Source organism: Actinomadura macrotermitis, from assembly GCF_009604375.1.
GTDB lineage: Bacteria > Actinomycetota > Actinomycetes > Streptosporangiales > Streptosporangiaceae > Spirillospora > Spirillospora macrotermitis.
Genome location: NZ_WEGH01000003.1, coordinates 141,171 through 156,322 on the forward strand (window position 1 = coordinate 141,171; position 15,152 = coordinate 156,322).

Genomic DNA, 15,152 nt, shown 5'->3' on the forward strand with positions numbered 1-15,152 from the left:
CGTGATCGTGGGGTGGAGTGGGGGGCGTGGCGGGATCGGGGACGGGGGGACGGGGTCGCGGGCGGGCAGGGCGGGAGCGGGTCAGGCGGGCCTCATTCGGTGAGGGCGTCGGTGAACGGCCCGAGGGCCGGGCACAGGTCGAGCAGTTCGGCGGGGTGACGCACGACCGCGTCGGGGTAGGCGGCGAGCAGCTCGGCCTCGTGGCACTCGCCCCACAGCGCGGCGACCGCCGTGACGCCCGCGCCGTGCGCGCTGGCCAGGTCGGTCACCGCGTCGCCGATCATGAGCGCCCGGTCCGGGGCGACCTCCAGCAGCTCCAGGGCGCGCCGCACGATGTCGGGCGCGGGCTTCGGCCGCGCCACCTCGTCGGAGCCGATGACGTACGCGAACCGGTCCAGGACACCGAGGGTGTCCAGCAGCGAGCGGGCGCGGGGGCCGCTCTTGCCGGTGGCGACGGCGAGGCGCAGGCCGCGCCGGCGCAGCTCGTCCAGCAGGTCCACCACGCCGGGGAAGAGGGTGACCCGGTCGGCCAGGCGGTAGCTCTCCCGGACGAAGGGCTCCTCCATCTCCAGGGGCAGCCCCATGATCCGCATGATGTCGGGGAAGTAGCGGCCGAGGTGGCGGCTGTACTCGGCGAAGGGGGCCGGGCCGTCGCCCACCACCTCGGCGTAGGCGGTGTCGAACGCCGCGCGCATCACCGCGAAGCTGTCCACCACGACCCCGTCGAGGTCGAACACGACGGCGTGCGGCCCGCCGCCCGCGTCACCCGGCATGGACGGCCTCCGGCAGAGGGGCGGCGGTGCCGCGGCCCGGCAGCGCGGAGGCGTACAGCCGCTCGATCGTGGCGATCGTGCGGCGGGCCCGGCCGATCGCGCGGCCCCGGCTCGCGGGGTCGGCGAGGCGGCCCGGCAGCCGGTCCAGCTGGCGCAGGTACTCCGCGCCGACCGGCTCGTCGGGCAGCGGCACCGCCGCGGTGACGCCGTGCCGGGTGCGGGTGAGCGCCGGCCCGGGCCAGCGGTTGGTGCTGAACCCGAACGTGCAGGTCAGCGCGGCGGTGCCGGCCTCGCCCTCGACGGTGAGGCGGGTGACGTCGCGGGCCTCGTGGGAGGCCCAGCTCGCGCGCAGCGACACCGACACGCCGCCGGCGGTGACCAGGAAGCCGCGGGCGGTGTCCTCCACGTCGCCCGCCGCGCCGTCCGCGCCGCCGGCGTGCCAGGAGGCCCGGCGGTCGCCGCTGTTGACGAAGTCCGCCGAGACGGCGCCGGCCACCTGGGCGAACTCGGCGTCGTCCAGGAGCGGGCCGGCCGCGTCCAGCAGGTGCCAGCCGAGGTCCACCAGGGCGCCGCCGCCGGCCCGGCCGCGGTCGGTGAACCAGCCGCCCGCGCCCGGGACGCCCCGGGCCCGCACCCAGGCCAGGTCCAGGTGGCGGACCGGGCCGAGCCGGGCGGCCTCCTCGTGCAGCGCCCGCACGTCCGCGCGGTACCGGGCGGCGCTGCCGGCGAGCAGCACCGCCCCGCCGGCGAGCTCGGCCGCGGCGAGGCGGTCGGCCTCGGCGACGCTCAGGCAGACGGGCTTCTCGACGAACACCGGCACGCCCCGCAGCAGCAGCCGCTCGGCCACCGGCGCGTGCAGGTGGTTGGGGACGGCCACGATCGCCAGGTCGGTCTCGGCGGGGTCCACCTCCGCGACGTCGGCGAGCCCGCGGGCGCCGGGGACCGTCGCCCGTGCCCGCGGGTCGGGTTCGACGACCGCGGTCACCTCGTAGCCGGAGTGCTCCTGCAGCCGCGGCAGCCAGATGGTCCGGCCCGCCCATCCGTAGCCGACCAGGACCGTGCGGACCGGCCGATCGAGGCCGGTGCCCGCGCTCACAGCGTCTCCAGCGCGTCGGCGATGATCTCGGGGATGGCGCGGACCTCGTCCTCGCCGGCCAGCAGCGTGCGGTGGTGCAGCCAGATCCCCTCGGCGTGGATCAGCTCGGTGTTGGGGCAGCGCTCGGCGAGCTCCTCGCGTGTCGCGTCCGGCGCCCCGGTCTCCCAGAAGCCGTCGGTGCGGTAGATCGCGCGGAAGACCACGAAGGCGGGCAGGCCCCGGCGGACCAGCTCGGCCACCAGCGCGTTGCGGCGCTCCTCGCCGATGCCCGGCACCCGGAACATCGCCATGTAGTGCGGGACGCGGGTGGCGCGCTCGTCGCGGCCCTGCGGCACCACGCCGGGGACGCCGGCGAGCAGCGGCTCCAGCACCGCCGCCCGGCGCTCGCGCGTCTCCACCTGCGCGGTGAGGCGCGACAGCTGGGCGCGCAGCACCGCGGCGGAGAACTCGTTGAGGCGGAAGTTCGAGCCGGAGGTGCGGTGCAGGTAGCGGGTGTCGCCCGGCGGGCGGCCGCAGCTGTGCCGCACGAAGGCCAGGTCGCGTCCCTCCTCGTCGGGGAACAGCACCAGGCCGCCCTCGCCGGCGGTCATGAGCTTGCCGTTCTGGAAGCTGAACGCCGCGACCGAGCCCAGCTCGCCCACCTTGCGGCCCTTCCACTCGGCGCCGTGGGCGTGCGCGGCGTCCTGCAGCAGCGCGACGCCGGCGCGCTCGGCGACCTTGCCGAGGGCGTCCAGGTCGGCGATCCGGCCCGCCATGTGCACCGGCATGATCACCTTGGTCCGCGCGGTGATCGCCGCCTCGGCCGCCGCGGGGTCGATGTTGTAGGTGGCCAGGTCCACGTCCACCGGCACCGCCGTGGCGCCGAGCCGCTGCGCCGCCTGGGAGGAGGAGATGAAGGTGAAGGCCGGCACGATCACCTCGTCGCCCGGCCCGACGCCGAGGACCTGCAGCGCCAGTTCCAGCGCGTGGGTGCCGTTGGTGACCGCGAGCGCGTGGCCGCCGCCGTGCAGCGCGGCGAACTCGCGCTCGAACGCGTCGACCTCGCCGCCGCCCACGCGCCACCACTGGCCCTGCTCCAGGGCGCGGGTCAGCGCGGACCGTTCAGTGTCGTCGTACTGCGGCCATTCAGGGAATCGGGGAGCCGTTCGCGAATTCGTCAATGCAGTCGTCATTGGTCGCGCTTTCCTCCGTGTCCGCAAGAATCCGATCTCGCTCCGGACCAGTGCGTGCCAGGGCGATTGCCGTTGCGATCACGCTAACGAGAAAGGGGGGCGCCCTTATCCCCTGACGACCCCCCTATGACCCCCCTCTGTTGCGGGCGGGGCGCGCGTTCTCCCTGGTCCCGGCGCCGGGGCGTTGCTATAACTCGGGACGTCACGGCCCTTGGGGCGCGCACCACCGGAAGGCGAGGCGAAAACGTGTCCGACCTGCTGCTGATAAACGGCCCCAACCTCGGCACCCTCGGCCGGCGCGAGCCAGAGATCTACGGCACCGACACGCTCGCCGACATCGAGGCGGCGGTGGCCGAGGAGGTCGCCGGCCGGGGCTGGAAGGTCCTTTCGGTCCAGCGCGAGTCGGAGGGGGAGCTGATCCACGCGCTGCAGGACGGGTACGGCGCGGCCGGCGCGATCATCAACCCCGGCGCGCTGATGATCGCGGGCTGGAGCCTGCGCGACGCCCTGGCGGCCTTCCCGCCGCCGTGGATCGAGGTCCACCTGTCGAACGTGTACGCGCGCGAGTCGTTCCGGCACCGGTCGGTGCTCGCGCCGCTGGCGAGCGGGGTCATCGTGGGGCTGGGCGCGCTCGGGTACCGGCTGGCGGCGCAGGCGCTGCTGGCCAAGGTGCCCGCCTGAGCCGGGCCGGGAAGATGACCGGAACCCGCCTGGGCATCGACATCGGCGGGACCAAGGTGGCGCTGCGCGTCGAGGACGCGGCCGGCCGCTCCCGCGAGAGCACCTTCCGCTGGCCCGTGCCCGCCGACCCGCGCGCCGACCGGGACGCCCTGCGCGCGCAGGTCGGGGAACTGCGCGCGGAGTGGGGCGGTCCCGTCACCGCGGTCGGCGTGGCCGTCCCCGCCACGCTCGACGCGGCGGGCCGCGTCACCGCCTGGCCGGGCCGCCCCGGCTGGGCCGGGCTCGACCTGCGCGGGCTGCTGCGCGGCCTGTTCCCGGACGTGCCGGTGCGCTGCGCCGACGACGGCGACCTGGCGGCGCTGGCCGAGGCCGCCGGGACCGGCGCCCGGCATGTCCTCTATATCGGCGTCGGCACGGGCGTCGGCGGCGGCATCGTCCTGGACGGGGCGCTCGTCCCCGGGCTCGGGCGCGGCTCCTGCGAGGTGGGGCACCTGGTGATCGACCGGTCCGGGCCGGTCTGCGACTGCGGGCGGCGCGGCTGCCTGCAGGCGGTCGCGTCCGGGCCGGCCACGCTGCGCCGCGCCGGGCGGCTGCGCGGGCGGGCGGCCGGGTTCGCCGACCTGCGCGCCGGCCTGGAGGAAGGCAGGCCGTGGGCGCGGGCTGCGCTGGAGGAGACCTGCGCGGCGCTCGCCGTGGCCGTCATCGGCGTGACCGAACTGGTCCGCCCCGAGACCGTGGTCGTCGGCGGCGGGTTCGCCGCCGGACTCCCCGGGCTGGTGCCCGGAGTCGCCGAACATGTGCGCGCGCTGGCCCGGCCCGGCGTCGCCGCTCCCCCGGTGCGCCCGGCCCGGCTGGGCGCCCTGTCGTCCCTGCACGGCGCCCTGCTGCTGGCAGGGGAAGGAGGACCGTCATGACCCTGGAGACCCCGGCGGACGTGCGGGAGGTGCGGGTCGACCTCGGTGAGCGCGGGTACCGGGTGCGCATCGGGCCCGGCGTCCGGCACACCCTGCCCGCGGTGCTGGCGCGGCTCGGCGTCCGCCGCGCCGCGGTGGTGACCGCCCGGCCGCCGGAGTGGACGCCGGACCCGGGCGTCCCGGCGCTGGTGGTCCCGGCGCGCGACGGCGAGGAGGGCAAGACGCTCGCCTGGGTGGCCGAGCTGTGCGGCCGCTTCGCCCGCTACGGGCTGACCCGCGCCGACGCCGTGGTCGCGGTGGGCGGCGGGACCACCACCGACGCGGCCGGGCTGGCCGCCGCGCTCTACCACCGGGGGCTGCCGGTGGTGCACCTGCCGACGACGCTGCTCGCGCAGGTGGACGCGAGCGTGGGCGGTAAGACCGCGGTGAACCTGCCCGAGGGCAAGAACCTCGTCGGCGCCTACTGGCAGCCCGCCGAGGTGCTGTGCGACACCGACTACCTCGCCACGCTGCCCGATCGCGAGCACGCCAACGGGTACGGCGAGATCGCGCGGTGCCACTTCATCGGCGCGCCGGGCCTGCTCGGGCTGCCGGTGGCCGACCAGATCGCGGCGAGCGTCGCGCTCAAGGCGTCGATCGTGGCGGCGGACGAGCGCGACCAGGGCCGGCGCCACCTGCTGAACTACGGGCACACCCTCGGCCACGCCCTGGAGCACGCCACCGGCCACCGGATCCGGCACGGCGAGGGCGTCGCGATCGGCACCGTCTTCGCCGGGCGGCTCGCGCTGGCCCTCGGCCGCATCGGCGCGGACCGGGCGGCCGAGCACCGCGACGTCGTCGCCGCCTTCGGACTGCCGACGCGGCTGCCCGCCGGGCCCTCCCCCGCGGAGCTGATCGGGTTCATGCGCGCGGACAAGAAGCGCCTCGGGGACGGCCTGGCGTTCGTGCTGGACGGCCCGGCGGGCGCGGAGCTCGTCACCGGCGTCTCCGAGGACGCCGTCGCCGCCGTCCTGCGCGCCATGCCGCGCGCGGAGCCGGCGTGAGCGGCGGCGGGCCGGCCGCGATCGGCGGCGCCACCCGGCTGTACGCGGTGCTCGGCGACCCGGTCGCGCAGGTGCGCGCCCCCGCCCTGCTGAACCCGCTGTTCGCCGGGCTCGGCCTGGACGCGGTGCTGGTCCCGGTGCACGTCGGCGCCGCCGATCTGGCCGCCGTGCTCGCGGGGCTGGCGGCGGTGCGCAACCTGGACGGGCTGCTGGTCACCGTGCCGCACAAGATCGCGGTGTGCGGGCTCGCCGGCGCGCTCGGCCCCGCCGCCGCGGTGTCGGGCAGCGCGAACGCGCTCCGCCGCCGGCCCGGCGGCGGCTGGTACGCCGAGGACTTCGACGGCGCGGGCTTCGTCGCGGGGCTGGAGGCGGCGGGCCACCGGGTGCGCGGCGCCCGCTTCGCCATCGCCGGGGCGGGCGGCGCGGGCGGCGCCATCGCGGCCGCCGTGCTCACCGCGGGCGCGGCGGAGGTGCGGCTGCACGACACCGACCCGGCGCGGCCGGCCGGTATCGCCGCGCGGCTGGCGCGGCACTGGCCCGGCCGGATCGGCCCGGTCCGCGCCGTCGGGGAGCGGAAACCCGACGTCGCGGTGAATGCCACCCCGCTCGGCCTGCGCCCGGACGACCCGCTGCCGTTCGACCCGGCCGGCCTGCCGGCCGGGTGCGTGGTCGCCGACATCGTCATGCGGCCCCGCGACACCGCCCTGCTGCGCGCGGCGGCCGGACTCGGCCACCCGGTACATCACGGCGCGCACATGCTCGACCACCAGGTGGCCCTCTACCGGGACTTCTTCGGCCTGGAGGGGCCCGCGCCGCCCTGATCCGGCGGTGCGGGCGGCGCGGCCGGTGGGCGGACGGTTGCCGGGCAGTGGGCGGCGCGCCCTGATGATGGGCGGCGAGCGTGCGCCCCGGTGGACCGCACGCCGTCCCGGAGTGGAGGCCGCGTGACGGAACTGATCGAACGAGACGACGAATTACGCCATCTCGGCCGCCTGCTGGACGACGCCGACGGCGGGCAGGGCCGCGTCGCGGTGCTGGAGGGCCCGGCGGGCACCGGCCGCACCGCGCTGCTGCGGGCGCTCGCCGACCGGGCCGCCTCGGCGGGCTTCCAGGTGCTGGGCGCCGCCTGCTCGGCGGCCGAGCGCGACCTGCCCTACGGCGTCGTGGAGCAGCTCACCGGGCCGGGCGCCGGACCGGTGCCGGCGGACGCGCACGACCGCCTCGGCGCGTACCGGGCCCTGTCGGCGCGCCTGATGGAACCGGCCGGGGAGCGGCCCCTGCTCGTCACCGTGGACGACCTGCGGCACGCCGACGAGGAGTCCCTGCACTTCCTGCTGCACCTGGCCCGCCGGCTGCGCTCCGCCCGCGTCCTGCTCGCGCTCGCCGGCCCGGTCGGCGCCGACGCCGGACGCCGCCTGCTGCTGTCGGACCTCGGCCGCCAGCCGCACGTGCGGCGGCTGGTCCTCGGCCCGCTGTCGCCCGCCGGGACCGCGCTGCTGGTGGAGCGCGCGGGCGCCGGCGGCACGGCCGGCCTCGCGGCGGAGGTGCACGCCGCGAGCGGCGGGAACCCGCTCCTGGCCGACGCCCTGCTGGAGGACCGCCGGGAGACCGGCGGCGGCCCCGCCGCCCGGTACAGCCTGGCGCTCGCGGGCCTGCTGCGCGGCGAGGGCCCGGACCGGCTCGCCGCGGTCCGCGCGCTCGCCGTCCTGGACGAGGACGCCACCCCCGGCAGGCTCGCCCGCCTGGCCGGCTGCGACCCCGCGGCGGCGGAGCGCCTGCTGGACGGGCCGGCCGCCGCGGGCCTGCTGGACGGGCTGCGGCTGCGCCACCCGGCGGCCCGGGCCGCCGTCCTGGACGACATCCCCGGCGACGAGCGGGCCGGGCTGCACCGGCGGGCCGCCGAGCTGCTCTACGAGGAGGGCGCGCCGGCCGGGCACGTCGCCCGCCACCTCGTCGCGGCCGGATACGCCGGCGCCCCGTGGGCGGTCGCCGTCCTGTCGGACGCCGCCGAGCACGCGCTGCTGGACGACCGTCCCGGGCCGGCCGCCGAATGCCTGCGCCTGGCCTGGCACGGGGACGGCGACGACCGGTCCCGGGCCGCGCTGCAGGCGCGCCTGGCGCGGGCGGAATGGCAGGTCAGCCCGGCGGCGGCGGCCCGGCACCTGGCGCCGCTCGTCGCGGCGGCGCACGCCGGGATGCTCGCGCCCGGCGACCTGCTGGTCCTGGTCAAGCACCTGCTCTGGCACGGCCGCGACGCCGAGGCGGCCGAGGTGCTGGCCGGGCTGCGCGAGCGGTTCGGCCAGGCCGGGGCGCGCGGCGCGGGCGCCGAGCGGCTGGCCGACCTGGAGGTGTGGCTGGCGTTCCGGCACCCGCAGCTGGCGCGGGACCGGCGCGCCCCGGCGCCGCCGTCGCGCGGCCCGGCCCGGCCCGGCACCGATCCCCAGCTGCGCTGCGCGGCGGTCCTGGCGGGCGCGCTGAGCGGCAACACCGGCGCGGCGGCGGCCGACCTCGCCGAGCGGGTGCTGCGCGACCTGCACCTGCACCGCCGCAACCCGTGGACCGAGGAGGCCGCGCTGCTGGCCCTGCAGGTCCTCATCCTGGCCGAGCGCCTGGACGCCGTCGCCGTCTGGTGCGAGCGGCCGGCCGGCGAGGCGGGCGGCACCGCGCCGACGGTCAGCGCGATGTTCGCCGCGGCCCGCGCCGAGGTGTGCCTGCGCCTCGGCGACCCGCGCGGCGCCGCCCGGCACGCGCGGGCGGCGCTGGAGCACCTGCCCGCCCAGGCGTGGGGGGTGAACGTGGGCCTGCCGCTCGGCACGCTCGTCCTCGCCGCCACCAGGACCGGCGACCACCGCACCGCGGCCGGCGAGCTGGCGCGGACCGTGCCCGAGCCGATGTTCCAGAGCTTCGCCGGCGTCTACCACCGCTACGCCCGCGGCCACCACCACCTCGCGACGGGCCGCCCGCACGACGCCCTCGGCGACTTCCTGCACTGCGGCGAGACGCTGCGCGGGTGGGGCCTGGACGCGGCGGCGCTCATCCCGTGGCGCACCGACGCGGCCGAGGCGTGGCTGCGGCTCGGCGAACGCGACCAGGCCCGGCGCCTGGTGCGCGAGCAGCTGGACCGGCCGGGGGCGCACGCGTCGCGGGTGCGCGGCCCGGCGCTGCGGCTGCAGGCCGCGCTCGGCCCGCAGAGCCGCCGGCCCGTCCTGCTCGGGGAGGCGCTCCGGCTGGCCGAGGCGTCCGGCGACCGGTTCGAGCAGGCCCGGGTCCTGGCCGACCTCGGCCGGGCGCATCTGGACCGCGGCGACCGGCGGCGCGGGCGGCCGCTGGTGCGCCAGGCGCTGCACATCGCCGAGCTGAGCGGGGCGGCGGCGCTGGCGCGCGAGCTGCTGGCGGTCTCCGACGTGGCGGCGGACGGCGGGCCCGCCGCGACGCCGGAGGGGGTCCCGCTCGGCGGTCTCACCGGGTCGGAGCGGCGGGTGGCGTCGCTGGCGGTGCTCGGCTACACCAACCGGGAGATCGCCGCGCGGCTGTTCGTCACGCCGAGCACCGTCGAGCAGCACCTGACCCGGGTGTACCGCAAGCTGGGGGTACGGCACCGGCGGGAGCTGCCACCGTCGCTGCGCGCCGAGCCGGTCCGGGCCGGCTGACAACACCGCCCAATTTCCTATATAACAGGTATGTTTAGTCCAGTATAACGGGTATCTTTACTCCAGTCAGTCCGGTGTGCCACGGAACGGGGTGAAAGTGCACGTCAACATGCTCGGTCCCCTCGAAGTGCTCCAGGACGGGGAGCCCCTCGCCCTCGGCGGCGCCAACCAGCGCGCCACTCTCGCCTACCTCCTGCTGAACGCCGGCACCGTCGTCTCCACCAGCGACCTGGTGCGGGCGCTGTGGGGCGACGACGCCCCGCCGACCGCGCGCAAGATGGTACAGAACGCCGTGGCAGGGCTGCGCCGGACCCTGCGCGACGGCGCGGGCGGCGACAACACGGGCGGTGACGGCCCCGCCCTGCTCACCGTCGCCCCCGGGTACGTCCTGCGGATGCCCCCGGCCGCCCTGGACGCCACCCGCTTCCACGAGCTGGTCCGGCTCGGCCGGGCCGCGTTCCGCGCCGAGGCCTGGCAGCCCGCCGCGCGGCTGCTGCGCGAGGCGCTCGCGCTGTGGCGCGGCCCCGCCCTGGCGGACGTGGCCGAACTCGGCCACGCCTGGCCCGAACTGGCCACCCTGGACGAGCAGCGGCTCACCGCGCTGGAGGACTGCGCCGAGGCCGAGCTGGCGCTCGGGCTGCACCGCGAGCTGGCCGGCGAGCTGACCCCGCTGGCCGAGGAGGAGCCCGCCCGCGAACGGCTCTGCGGCCTGCTGATGCTGGCGCTGTACCGCTGCGGGCAGCAGTCCGAGGCGCTCGCCGTCTTCCGGCGCACCCGCGCGGCCCTCGTCGAGGCCCTCGGCATCGAGCCCGCCCCCGAGCTGCACCGGCTCCAGCACGCCATCCTCAACCAGGACCCCACGCTGATGGCGCCCGCCGCGACGGCGGACCCGGGCACGAGCACGGGCCCGGGCACCGCGCCGGTCCCCGCGGAACGTTCCCGCCCGGCCGCCGCGCCGCGCCCCATGGTGGAGCGCAAGCGCGCGAGCGTCCTGCTGGTCCGCGCGCGGGTGCCGGCCGGCCTGGACGACCCCGAGCGGGTCGCCGAGGCCCTGGCCGCGCTCGACCGGGCCGTGGCCGCCGAGGCCGCCCGCTACGGCGGCCTGGTCCGCGGCGTCCTCGGCTCGGTGCGGCTGGTGGTGTTCGGCGTTCCCCGCGTCCACGAGGACGACCCGGTGCGCGCGGTCCGGGCCGCGCTGGCGATCCGCGAGCGCCTGACCGGCGCGGCCGCCCCGGACGCCACGCTGCGGCTCGCGGTGGCCACCGGCGACGTGCTCGCCTCCTACCGGGACGAGGGCGACCCCGAGCCGGCCGAACTGACCGGCGGCGTCCTGGAGGAGTGCGAGGGCCTGCTGGAACGCGCCATCTGCGACACCGTGCGGGTGTGCGACCGGACCCGGCAGGCCGTCGGGGCGCGGTTCGGGCACGCCGAGGGCGACCCGGCGGGCGGCTGGCGGGTGACCCCGGGGGCGCCGCGGCCGGCCCCGGCCCCGCAGCGGCGGCCGCTGCTCGGCCGCGAGCGCGACCTGGCCCGGCTGCAGGACCTGCTGGACGACGTCCGGCGGCGCCGCCGCCCGCACCTGGTCACCGTCCTCGGCGAGCCGGGCATCGGCAAGAGCCACCTGGTGGAGGAGTTCCGCGCGTCCCTGCCGGAGCGGGCCGGGGACGTGCGCTGCCTGTCGGCCGCCGTCCCGCCGGCCTACGAGGGCGACGCCGACCCGCTGGCCGGGATCGTGCGCTCGCACGCCGGGTTCACCGTCGCGGGCGCGGGCCCCGGCGGGGCGTGGCCCGCGCCGGGCGCCGGACCGCCGCGGCCCGCCTGCCCGGCCGACCGGCTGGCCCGCGCGACCGAGCCGGCGGCCCTGTTCGCGGCGTGGCTGCGCTGCCTGGAGGGCATCGCCGCCGACGGCCCGCTCGTCGTCGTCTTCGACGACCTGCACCACACCGGCACCGGGCTGCTGCGCATGGTGGAGACCCTGACCGAGCGGGTGGCCGCCGTCCCGCTGCTGGTCGTGGCGACCGCGCGGCCCGAGCTGCTGCACCGCCGGCCCCGCTGGTGCGGCGGGCGGCGCGACACCTGCGTCCTCACCCTGGACCCGCTGCCCGACGACGCCACCGCGGCGCTGCTCGGCGAGGGGGCCGGCGACCTGCTCCCCCTCGCCGCGGGCAACCCGCTGGTCGCGCTGGAGTACGCGCAGGCGCACCGGCGGCACACCGCCCCCGGCCCGCCGCCGGTGCCCCGCCGCGTCACCGACCTGCTGACCGCCCGGCTGGACACCCTGCCCGCCGCGCAGAAGGCCGTGCTCCGGCACGCCGCCGTGCTCGGGCCGGTCGTGTCGCCCGCCGGTGTGGCCGCCGTGTCGGACCGCCCCGGGGAGGAGGTGGTGCGGCTCCTGCGCGCCCTGGACCGCGAGGGCCTGCTGCGCCGCGTCGCCTCCGGGCCGGCCCCGGCGGAGGACGAGTACGCCTTCGCCCAGCCGCTGCTGCGCGAGGTGGCGTACGCGCAGACGCCCCGGCGGGACCGCGCGGACGGGCACCGCCGCGCGGCGGAGTGGGCGGCCGGCCCGCCGGGCCGCGACCGCCGGCACGTCCTCGCGCCGATTACCGGGCGGTTCCCGGGCCGCGCGTAGCGTTCGGCGCGACCACCCTCATCTCTCCGCCGTGAAAGGCAGCACAGATGACACAGACCCAGCCGGGCGCCCTGTTCGGGTACGGCCCGGGCCCGCATATCCCCATCGCCCGCAGCGCGCGGCTGCTGGAGGAGGCGGTCCAGGCCGACCGGGACGGGCTCGACCTGATCACCGTCACCGACCACCCCTACAACGGGTCCCGGCTGGAGGCCTACGGCACGATCGGGGTGATCCTCGGCCGGACGCGCTCCATCACGGCCGTCGCCACGGTCACCAACCTGCCGGTGCGGCCCGCGCCGCTGCTCGCCCGGACCCTCACCACGCTGTCGGCGCTGTCGGGCGGCCGCATCGTGCTCGGGATCGGCGCCGGCTACCTGTGGGACGACATCGCCCGGTTCGGGGTGCCCCGGCTGACCCCCGGCGAGGCCGTCCGCGCCTTCGAGGAGGGGATCACGCTCATCAAGTCCCTGGCGGGCGGCGGCAGCGAGCCGGTCACCTTCGAGGGCGAGTTCTACCAGGTGCAGGGCCTGGACCCGGCGCCGGTGCCGGTGCCGCCGGTGTGGACCGGGTCGGTCGGGCCGCGCTCGCTCGCGGTCACCGGCCGCCACGCCGACGGCTGGTCGCCGCCGCACGCCTCGGACTGGCTGAGCACGCTCTACCGCGAGTCCCGGCCGCTCATCGACGAGGCCGCGGCCGCCGCCGGCCGCTCGCCGTCCGAGATCGGCGACTACTACAACGTCCGCGGCCGCATCACCGCCGACCCCCTGCCCTCCACCCGGGACGAGGACGGGGCGCTGGTCGGCGGGTCCCCGAAGCAGTGGGTCGAGGAGCTGACGGCCGCGGTGCTGGAGCACGGCGCCGCCGGTTTCGTCTTCTTCGACGGCGACGACCCCCGCTCCGACCACACCCTCGGCCGGTGGACCCAGGAGGTCGTCCCCGCCGTCCGCGAGGCCATCGCCAAGGGCTGAGCCCCGGCCAGGGCGGCCGCACGGACCGCATGGTCCGTGCGGCCGCCGCCGGGCTCAGCGGGCCGCCGCGACGACCTTCCCGGCCACGGCCTCGGGCGCCTCGGCGTAGGAGTCGAAGCGCATCGAGTACGCGGCCCGGCCGGAGGTGGCGCCGCGCAGGTCGCCGACGTAGCCGAACATCTCCGCCAGCGGCACCCGCGCCCGCACCTCCTGCGCGCCGATGCCGTCGATGCGGCCGCGGCGGGCGCCGAGGTCGCCGATGACCTCGCCGAGGTACTCCGCCGGCGTCGAGACCTCGACGGCCATCACCGGTTCCAGCAGCACCGGCGACGCGCGGCGGACCGCCTCGCGGAACGCCTGCGCGCCCGCGATGCGGAACGCCTGCTCGGAGGAGTCGACGTCGTGGAAGGCGCCGTCCAGCAGGACGACGCGCACCCCGGTCATCTCGTGGCCCGCGAGCACGCCGGACCGCATCGCGTCCTGGCATCCCGCGTCGACCGACGGGACGAACTCCTTCGGGATGCGGCCCCCGGTGACCTGGTTCACGAACTCGTACGGGGCGTCGGCGCAGGGCTCGACCGAGATCTGCACCTTCGCGTACTGCCCCTTGCCTCCCGTCATCTTCTTGTGGACGTACTCCACCTTCCGGGCGGCCCGGCGGATGGTCTCCCGGTAGGCGACGCGGGGCCGCCCGACCGCGGCGGCCACCCCGAACTCCTCCCGCATGCGCTGGACGAGCACCTCCAGGTGCAGCTCGCCCATCCCGCCGAGGACGGTCTGGCCGGTCTCGGCGTCGGTGCGCGCGTGGAAGGAGGGATCCTCCTCGGCGAGCCGCTGGAGGGCGGCGCCCAGCTTCTCCCGGTCGCCCCTGGACGCCGGCTCGACGGCGACCTCGATGACCGGCGCCGGGAAGTCCATCGCCTCCAGCACCACCGGGTGCGCCGGGTCGCACAGCGTCTCGCCGGTGGTGGTGTCCTTCAGGCCCATCACCGCGACGATGTCGCCGGCGCCCGCCGAGGCGATCTCCTCCCGCCGGTCGGCGTGCATCCGGTAGATCTTGCCGATGCGCTCCCTCCTGCCCTTGACGCCGTTCAGCACGGTCCGGCCCGGCTCCAGCCGGCCGGCGTAGATCCGGACGAACGTGAGCCGGCCCAGGTGCCGGTCGCTCATGATCTTGAACGCGAGCGCGGCGAGCGGCCCGTCGTCGTCGGCGCCCGCGTCCGCGGGGGACGGCAGGTACCGGACGACGCCGTCCAGCAGCGGCTGCACCCCCTTGTTGCGCAGGGCGCTGCCGCAGAACACCGGGGTGGCCCCGGCCGCCACGGTGAGCCGCCGGATGGCGGCGTGCAGCTGCTCCGCGGACGGCTCGGTGCCGCCGGTGTACAGGGCCATGACCTCCTCGTCCCGCTCGGCGACGGCGTCGACGAGCCGGCCGCGCCACTCGCGGGCCGTGTCCGCCAGGTCCGCCGGGACGTCCACGACGTCCGGATCGCCGTCGGTCCACATCAGGGCCCGGCCCGCGACGAGGTCGACGACCCCGGCGAACCCGTCCTCGGCCCCGATCGGCAGCTGCACGACCAGCGGCACCGCGCCGAGCCGCTCGGCGATCATGTCGACGCAGCGGTGGAAGGACGCGCCGGCCCGGTCGAGCTTGTTGACGAAGCAGACGCGCGGCACGCCGTACCGGTCGGCCTGCCGCCACACCGTCTCCGACTGCGGCTCGACGCCCGCGACGCCGTCGAACACCGCGACGGCCCCGTCCAGGACGCGCAGGCAGCGCTCCACCTCGACGGTGAAGTCGACGTGGCCGGGCGTGTCGATGAGGTTGACGGTATGGCCGCGCCATCGGCAGGTCGTCGCCGCCGCGGTGATGGTGATCCCGCGGTCGCGCTCCTGTTTCATGTAGTCCAGGGCGGCGGCGCCGTCGTGGACCTCCCCGATGCGGTGCGAGACGCCGGTGTAGAACAGGATCCGCTCGGCGGTCGTCGTCTTCCCCGCGTCGATGTGGGCCATGATCCCGATGTTGCGGACCTTGGCGAGGTCCAGGCGGGTGGTGGTGGTCATGTAACGGCCCTCCTCCGGGGGTCGGTCGGCGACCGCGGCGGATAGGATCACCCGGCGCGGGACCTTGCGACCGTAACGACGGGGAAGCCGGTGAGGCCAAGGGTTTTCGCGCCGCCGGGCGGCCCCGTGCGCAGGCCGGTGCCCGCCGCGACGTTCGGGGCC

The 15,152-nt window shown here is 77.5% G+C and carries 11 protein-coding genes; 7 read left to right on the forward strand and 4 right to left on the reverse strand.

Features of this window, described 5'->3' with window-relative positions; genetic code table 11:
• Positions 1-92: 92 nt before the first annotated feature.
• From ACRB68_RS21845 to ACRB68_RS21855, 3 genes are read right to left on the reverse strand one after another with little or no spacing between them, the layout of a single operon-like run.
• Complete coding sequence (locus ACRB68_RS21845; RefSeq protein ID WP_153535462.1) at positions 93-773, reverse strand: HAD-IA family hydrolase; 681 nt, start codon at positions 771-773, stop codon at positions 93-95.
• Positions 763-1,869, reverse strand: coding sequence for a Gfo/Idh/MocA family protein (locus ACRB68_RS21850; protein ID WP_328594562.1), 1,107 nt, complete (start codon positions 1,867-1,869; stop codon positions 763-765). The genes ACRB68_RS21845 and ACRB68_RS21850 overlap by 11 nt, the downstream gene beginning before the upstream one ends.
• Entirely contained in the window at positions 1,866-3,029 is a 1,164-nt protein-coding gene (locus ACRB68_RS21855; RefSeq protein WP_235959856.1) for an aminotransferase class I/II-fold pyridoxal phosphate-dependent enzyme, read from the reverse strand. The genes ACRB68_RS21850 and ACRB68_RS21855 overlap by 4 nt, the downstream gene beginning before the upstream one ends.
• A gap of 258 nt (positions 3,030-3,287) precedes the next feature.
• Here ACRB68_RS21855 and ACRB68_RS21860 point away from each other — a divergent pair, with 258 nt between their 5' ends.
• The 7 genes from ACRB68_RS21860 to ACRB68_RS21890 all read left to right on the forward strand — a co-directional run bounded on the left by ACRB68_RS21860 (position 3,288) and on the right by ACRB68_RS21890 (position 12,926).
• Complete coding sequence (locus tag ACRB68_RS21860; protein WP_328594563.1) at positions 3,288-3,722, forward strand: type II 3-dehydroquinate dehydratase; 435 nt, start codon at positions 3,288-3,290, stop codon at positions 3,720-3,722.
• 14 nt (positions 3,723-3,736) lie between these two features.
• Entirely contained in the window at positions 3,737-4,636 is a 900-nt protein-coding gene (locus tag ACRB68_RS21865) for an ROK family protein (protein WP_153535468.1), read from the forward strand.
• Positions 4,633-5,679, forward strand: a complete 1,047-nt coding sequence (locus tag ACRB68_RS21870; protein WP_153535470.1) for a 3-dehydroquinate synthase family protein — start codon at positions 4,633-4,635, stop codon at positions 5,677-5,679. Before ACRB68_RS21865 ends, ACRB68_RS21870 begins: the two co-directional genes overlap by 4 nt.
• Positions 5,676-6,500: a shikimate dehydrogenase family protein gene (locus ACRB68_RS21875; RefSeq protein ID WP_328594564.1), complete on the forward strand. Its 825-nt coding sequence runs from the start codon at positions 5,676-5,678 to the stop codon at positions 6,498-6,500. The genes ACRB68_RS21870 and ACRB68_RS21875 overlap by 4 nt, the downstream gene beginning before the upstream one ends.
• Positions 6,501-6,623: 123 nt before the next feature.
• Complete coding sequence (locus ACRB68_RS21880) at positions 6,624-9,329, forward strand: ATP-binding protein (protein WP_207709790.1); 2,706 nt, start codon at positions 6,624-6,626, stop codon at positions 9,327-9,329.
• A gap of 109 nt (positions 9,330-9,438) precedes the next feature.
• Positions 9,439-11,958 (forward strand): BTAD domain-containing putative transcriptional regulator, encoded by a 2,520-nt coding sequence (locus ACRB68_RS21885; RefSeq protein WP_153535472.1) that lies wholly within the window; start codon positions 9,439-9,441, stop codon positions 11,956-11,958.
• A 47-nt stretch (positions 11,959-12,005) separates the two neighbouring features.
• Complete coding sequence (locus ACRB68_RS21890; protein WP_153535474.1) at positions 12,006-12,926, forward strand: LLM class flavin-dependent oxidoreductase; 921 nt, start codon at positions 12,006-12,008, stop codon at positions 12,924-12,926.
• A 54-nt stretch (positions 12,927-12,980) separates the two neighbouring features.
• Here the strand turns inward: ACRB68_RS21890 and fusA are convergent, their stop codons facing one another.
• Positions 12,981-14,990 carry an elongation factor G gene (gene fusA, locus ACRB68_RS21895; RefSeq protein ID WP_153535476.1) on the reverse strand — a complete coding sequence of 670 codons (2,010 nt, stop codon included), beginning with the start codon at positions 14,988-14,990 and terminating at the stop codon, positions 12,981-12,983.
• Positions 14,991-15,152 lie beyond the last annotated feature (162 nt).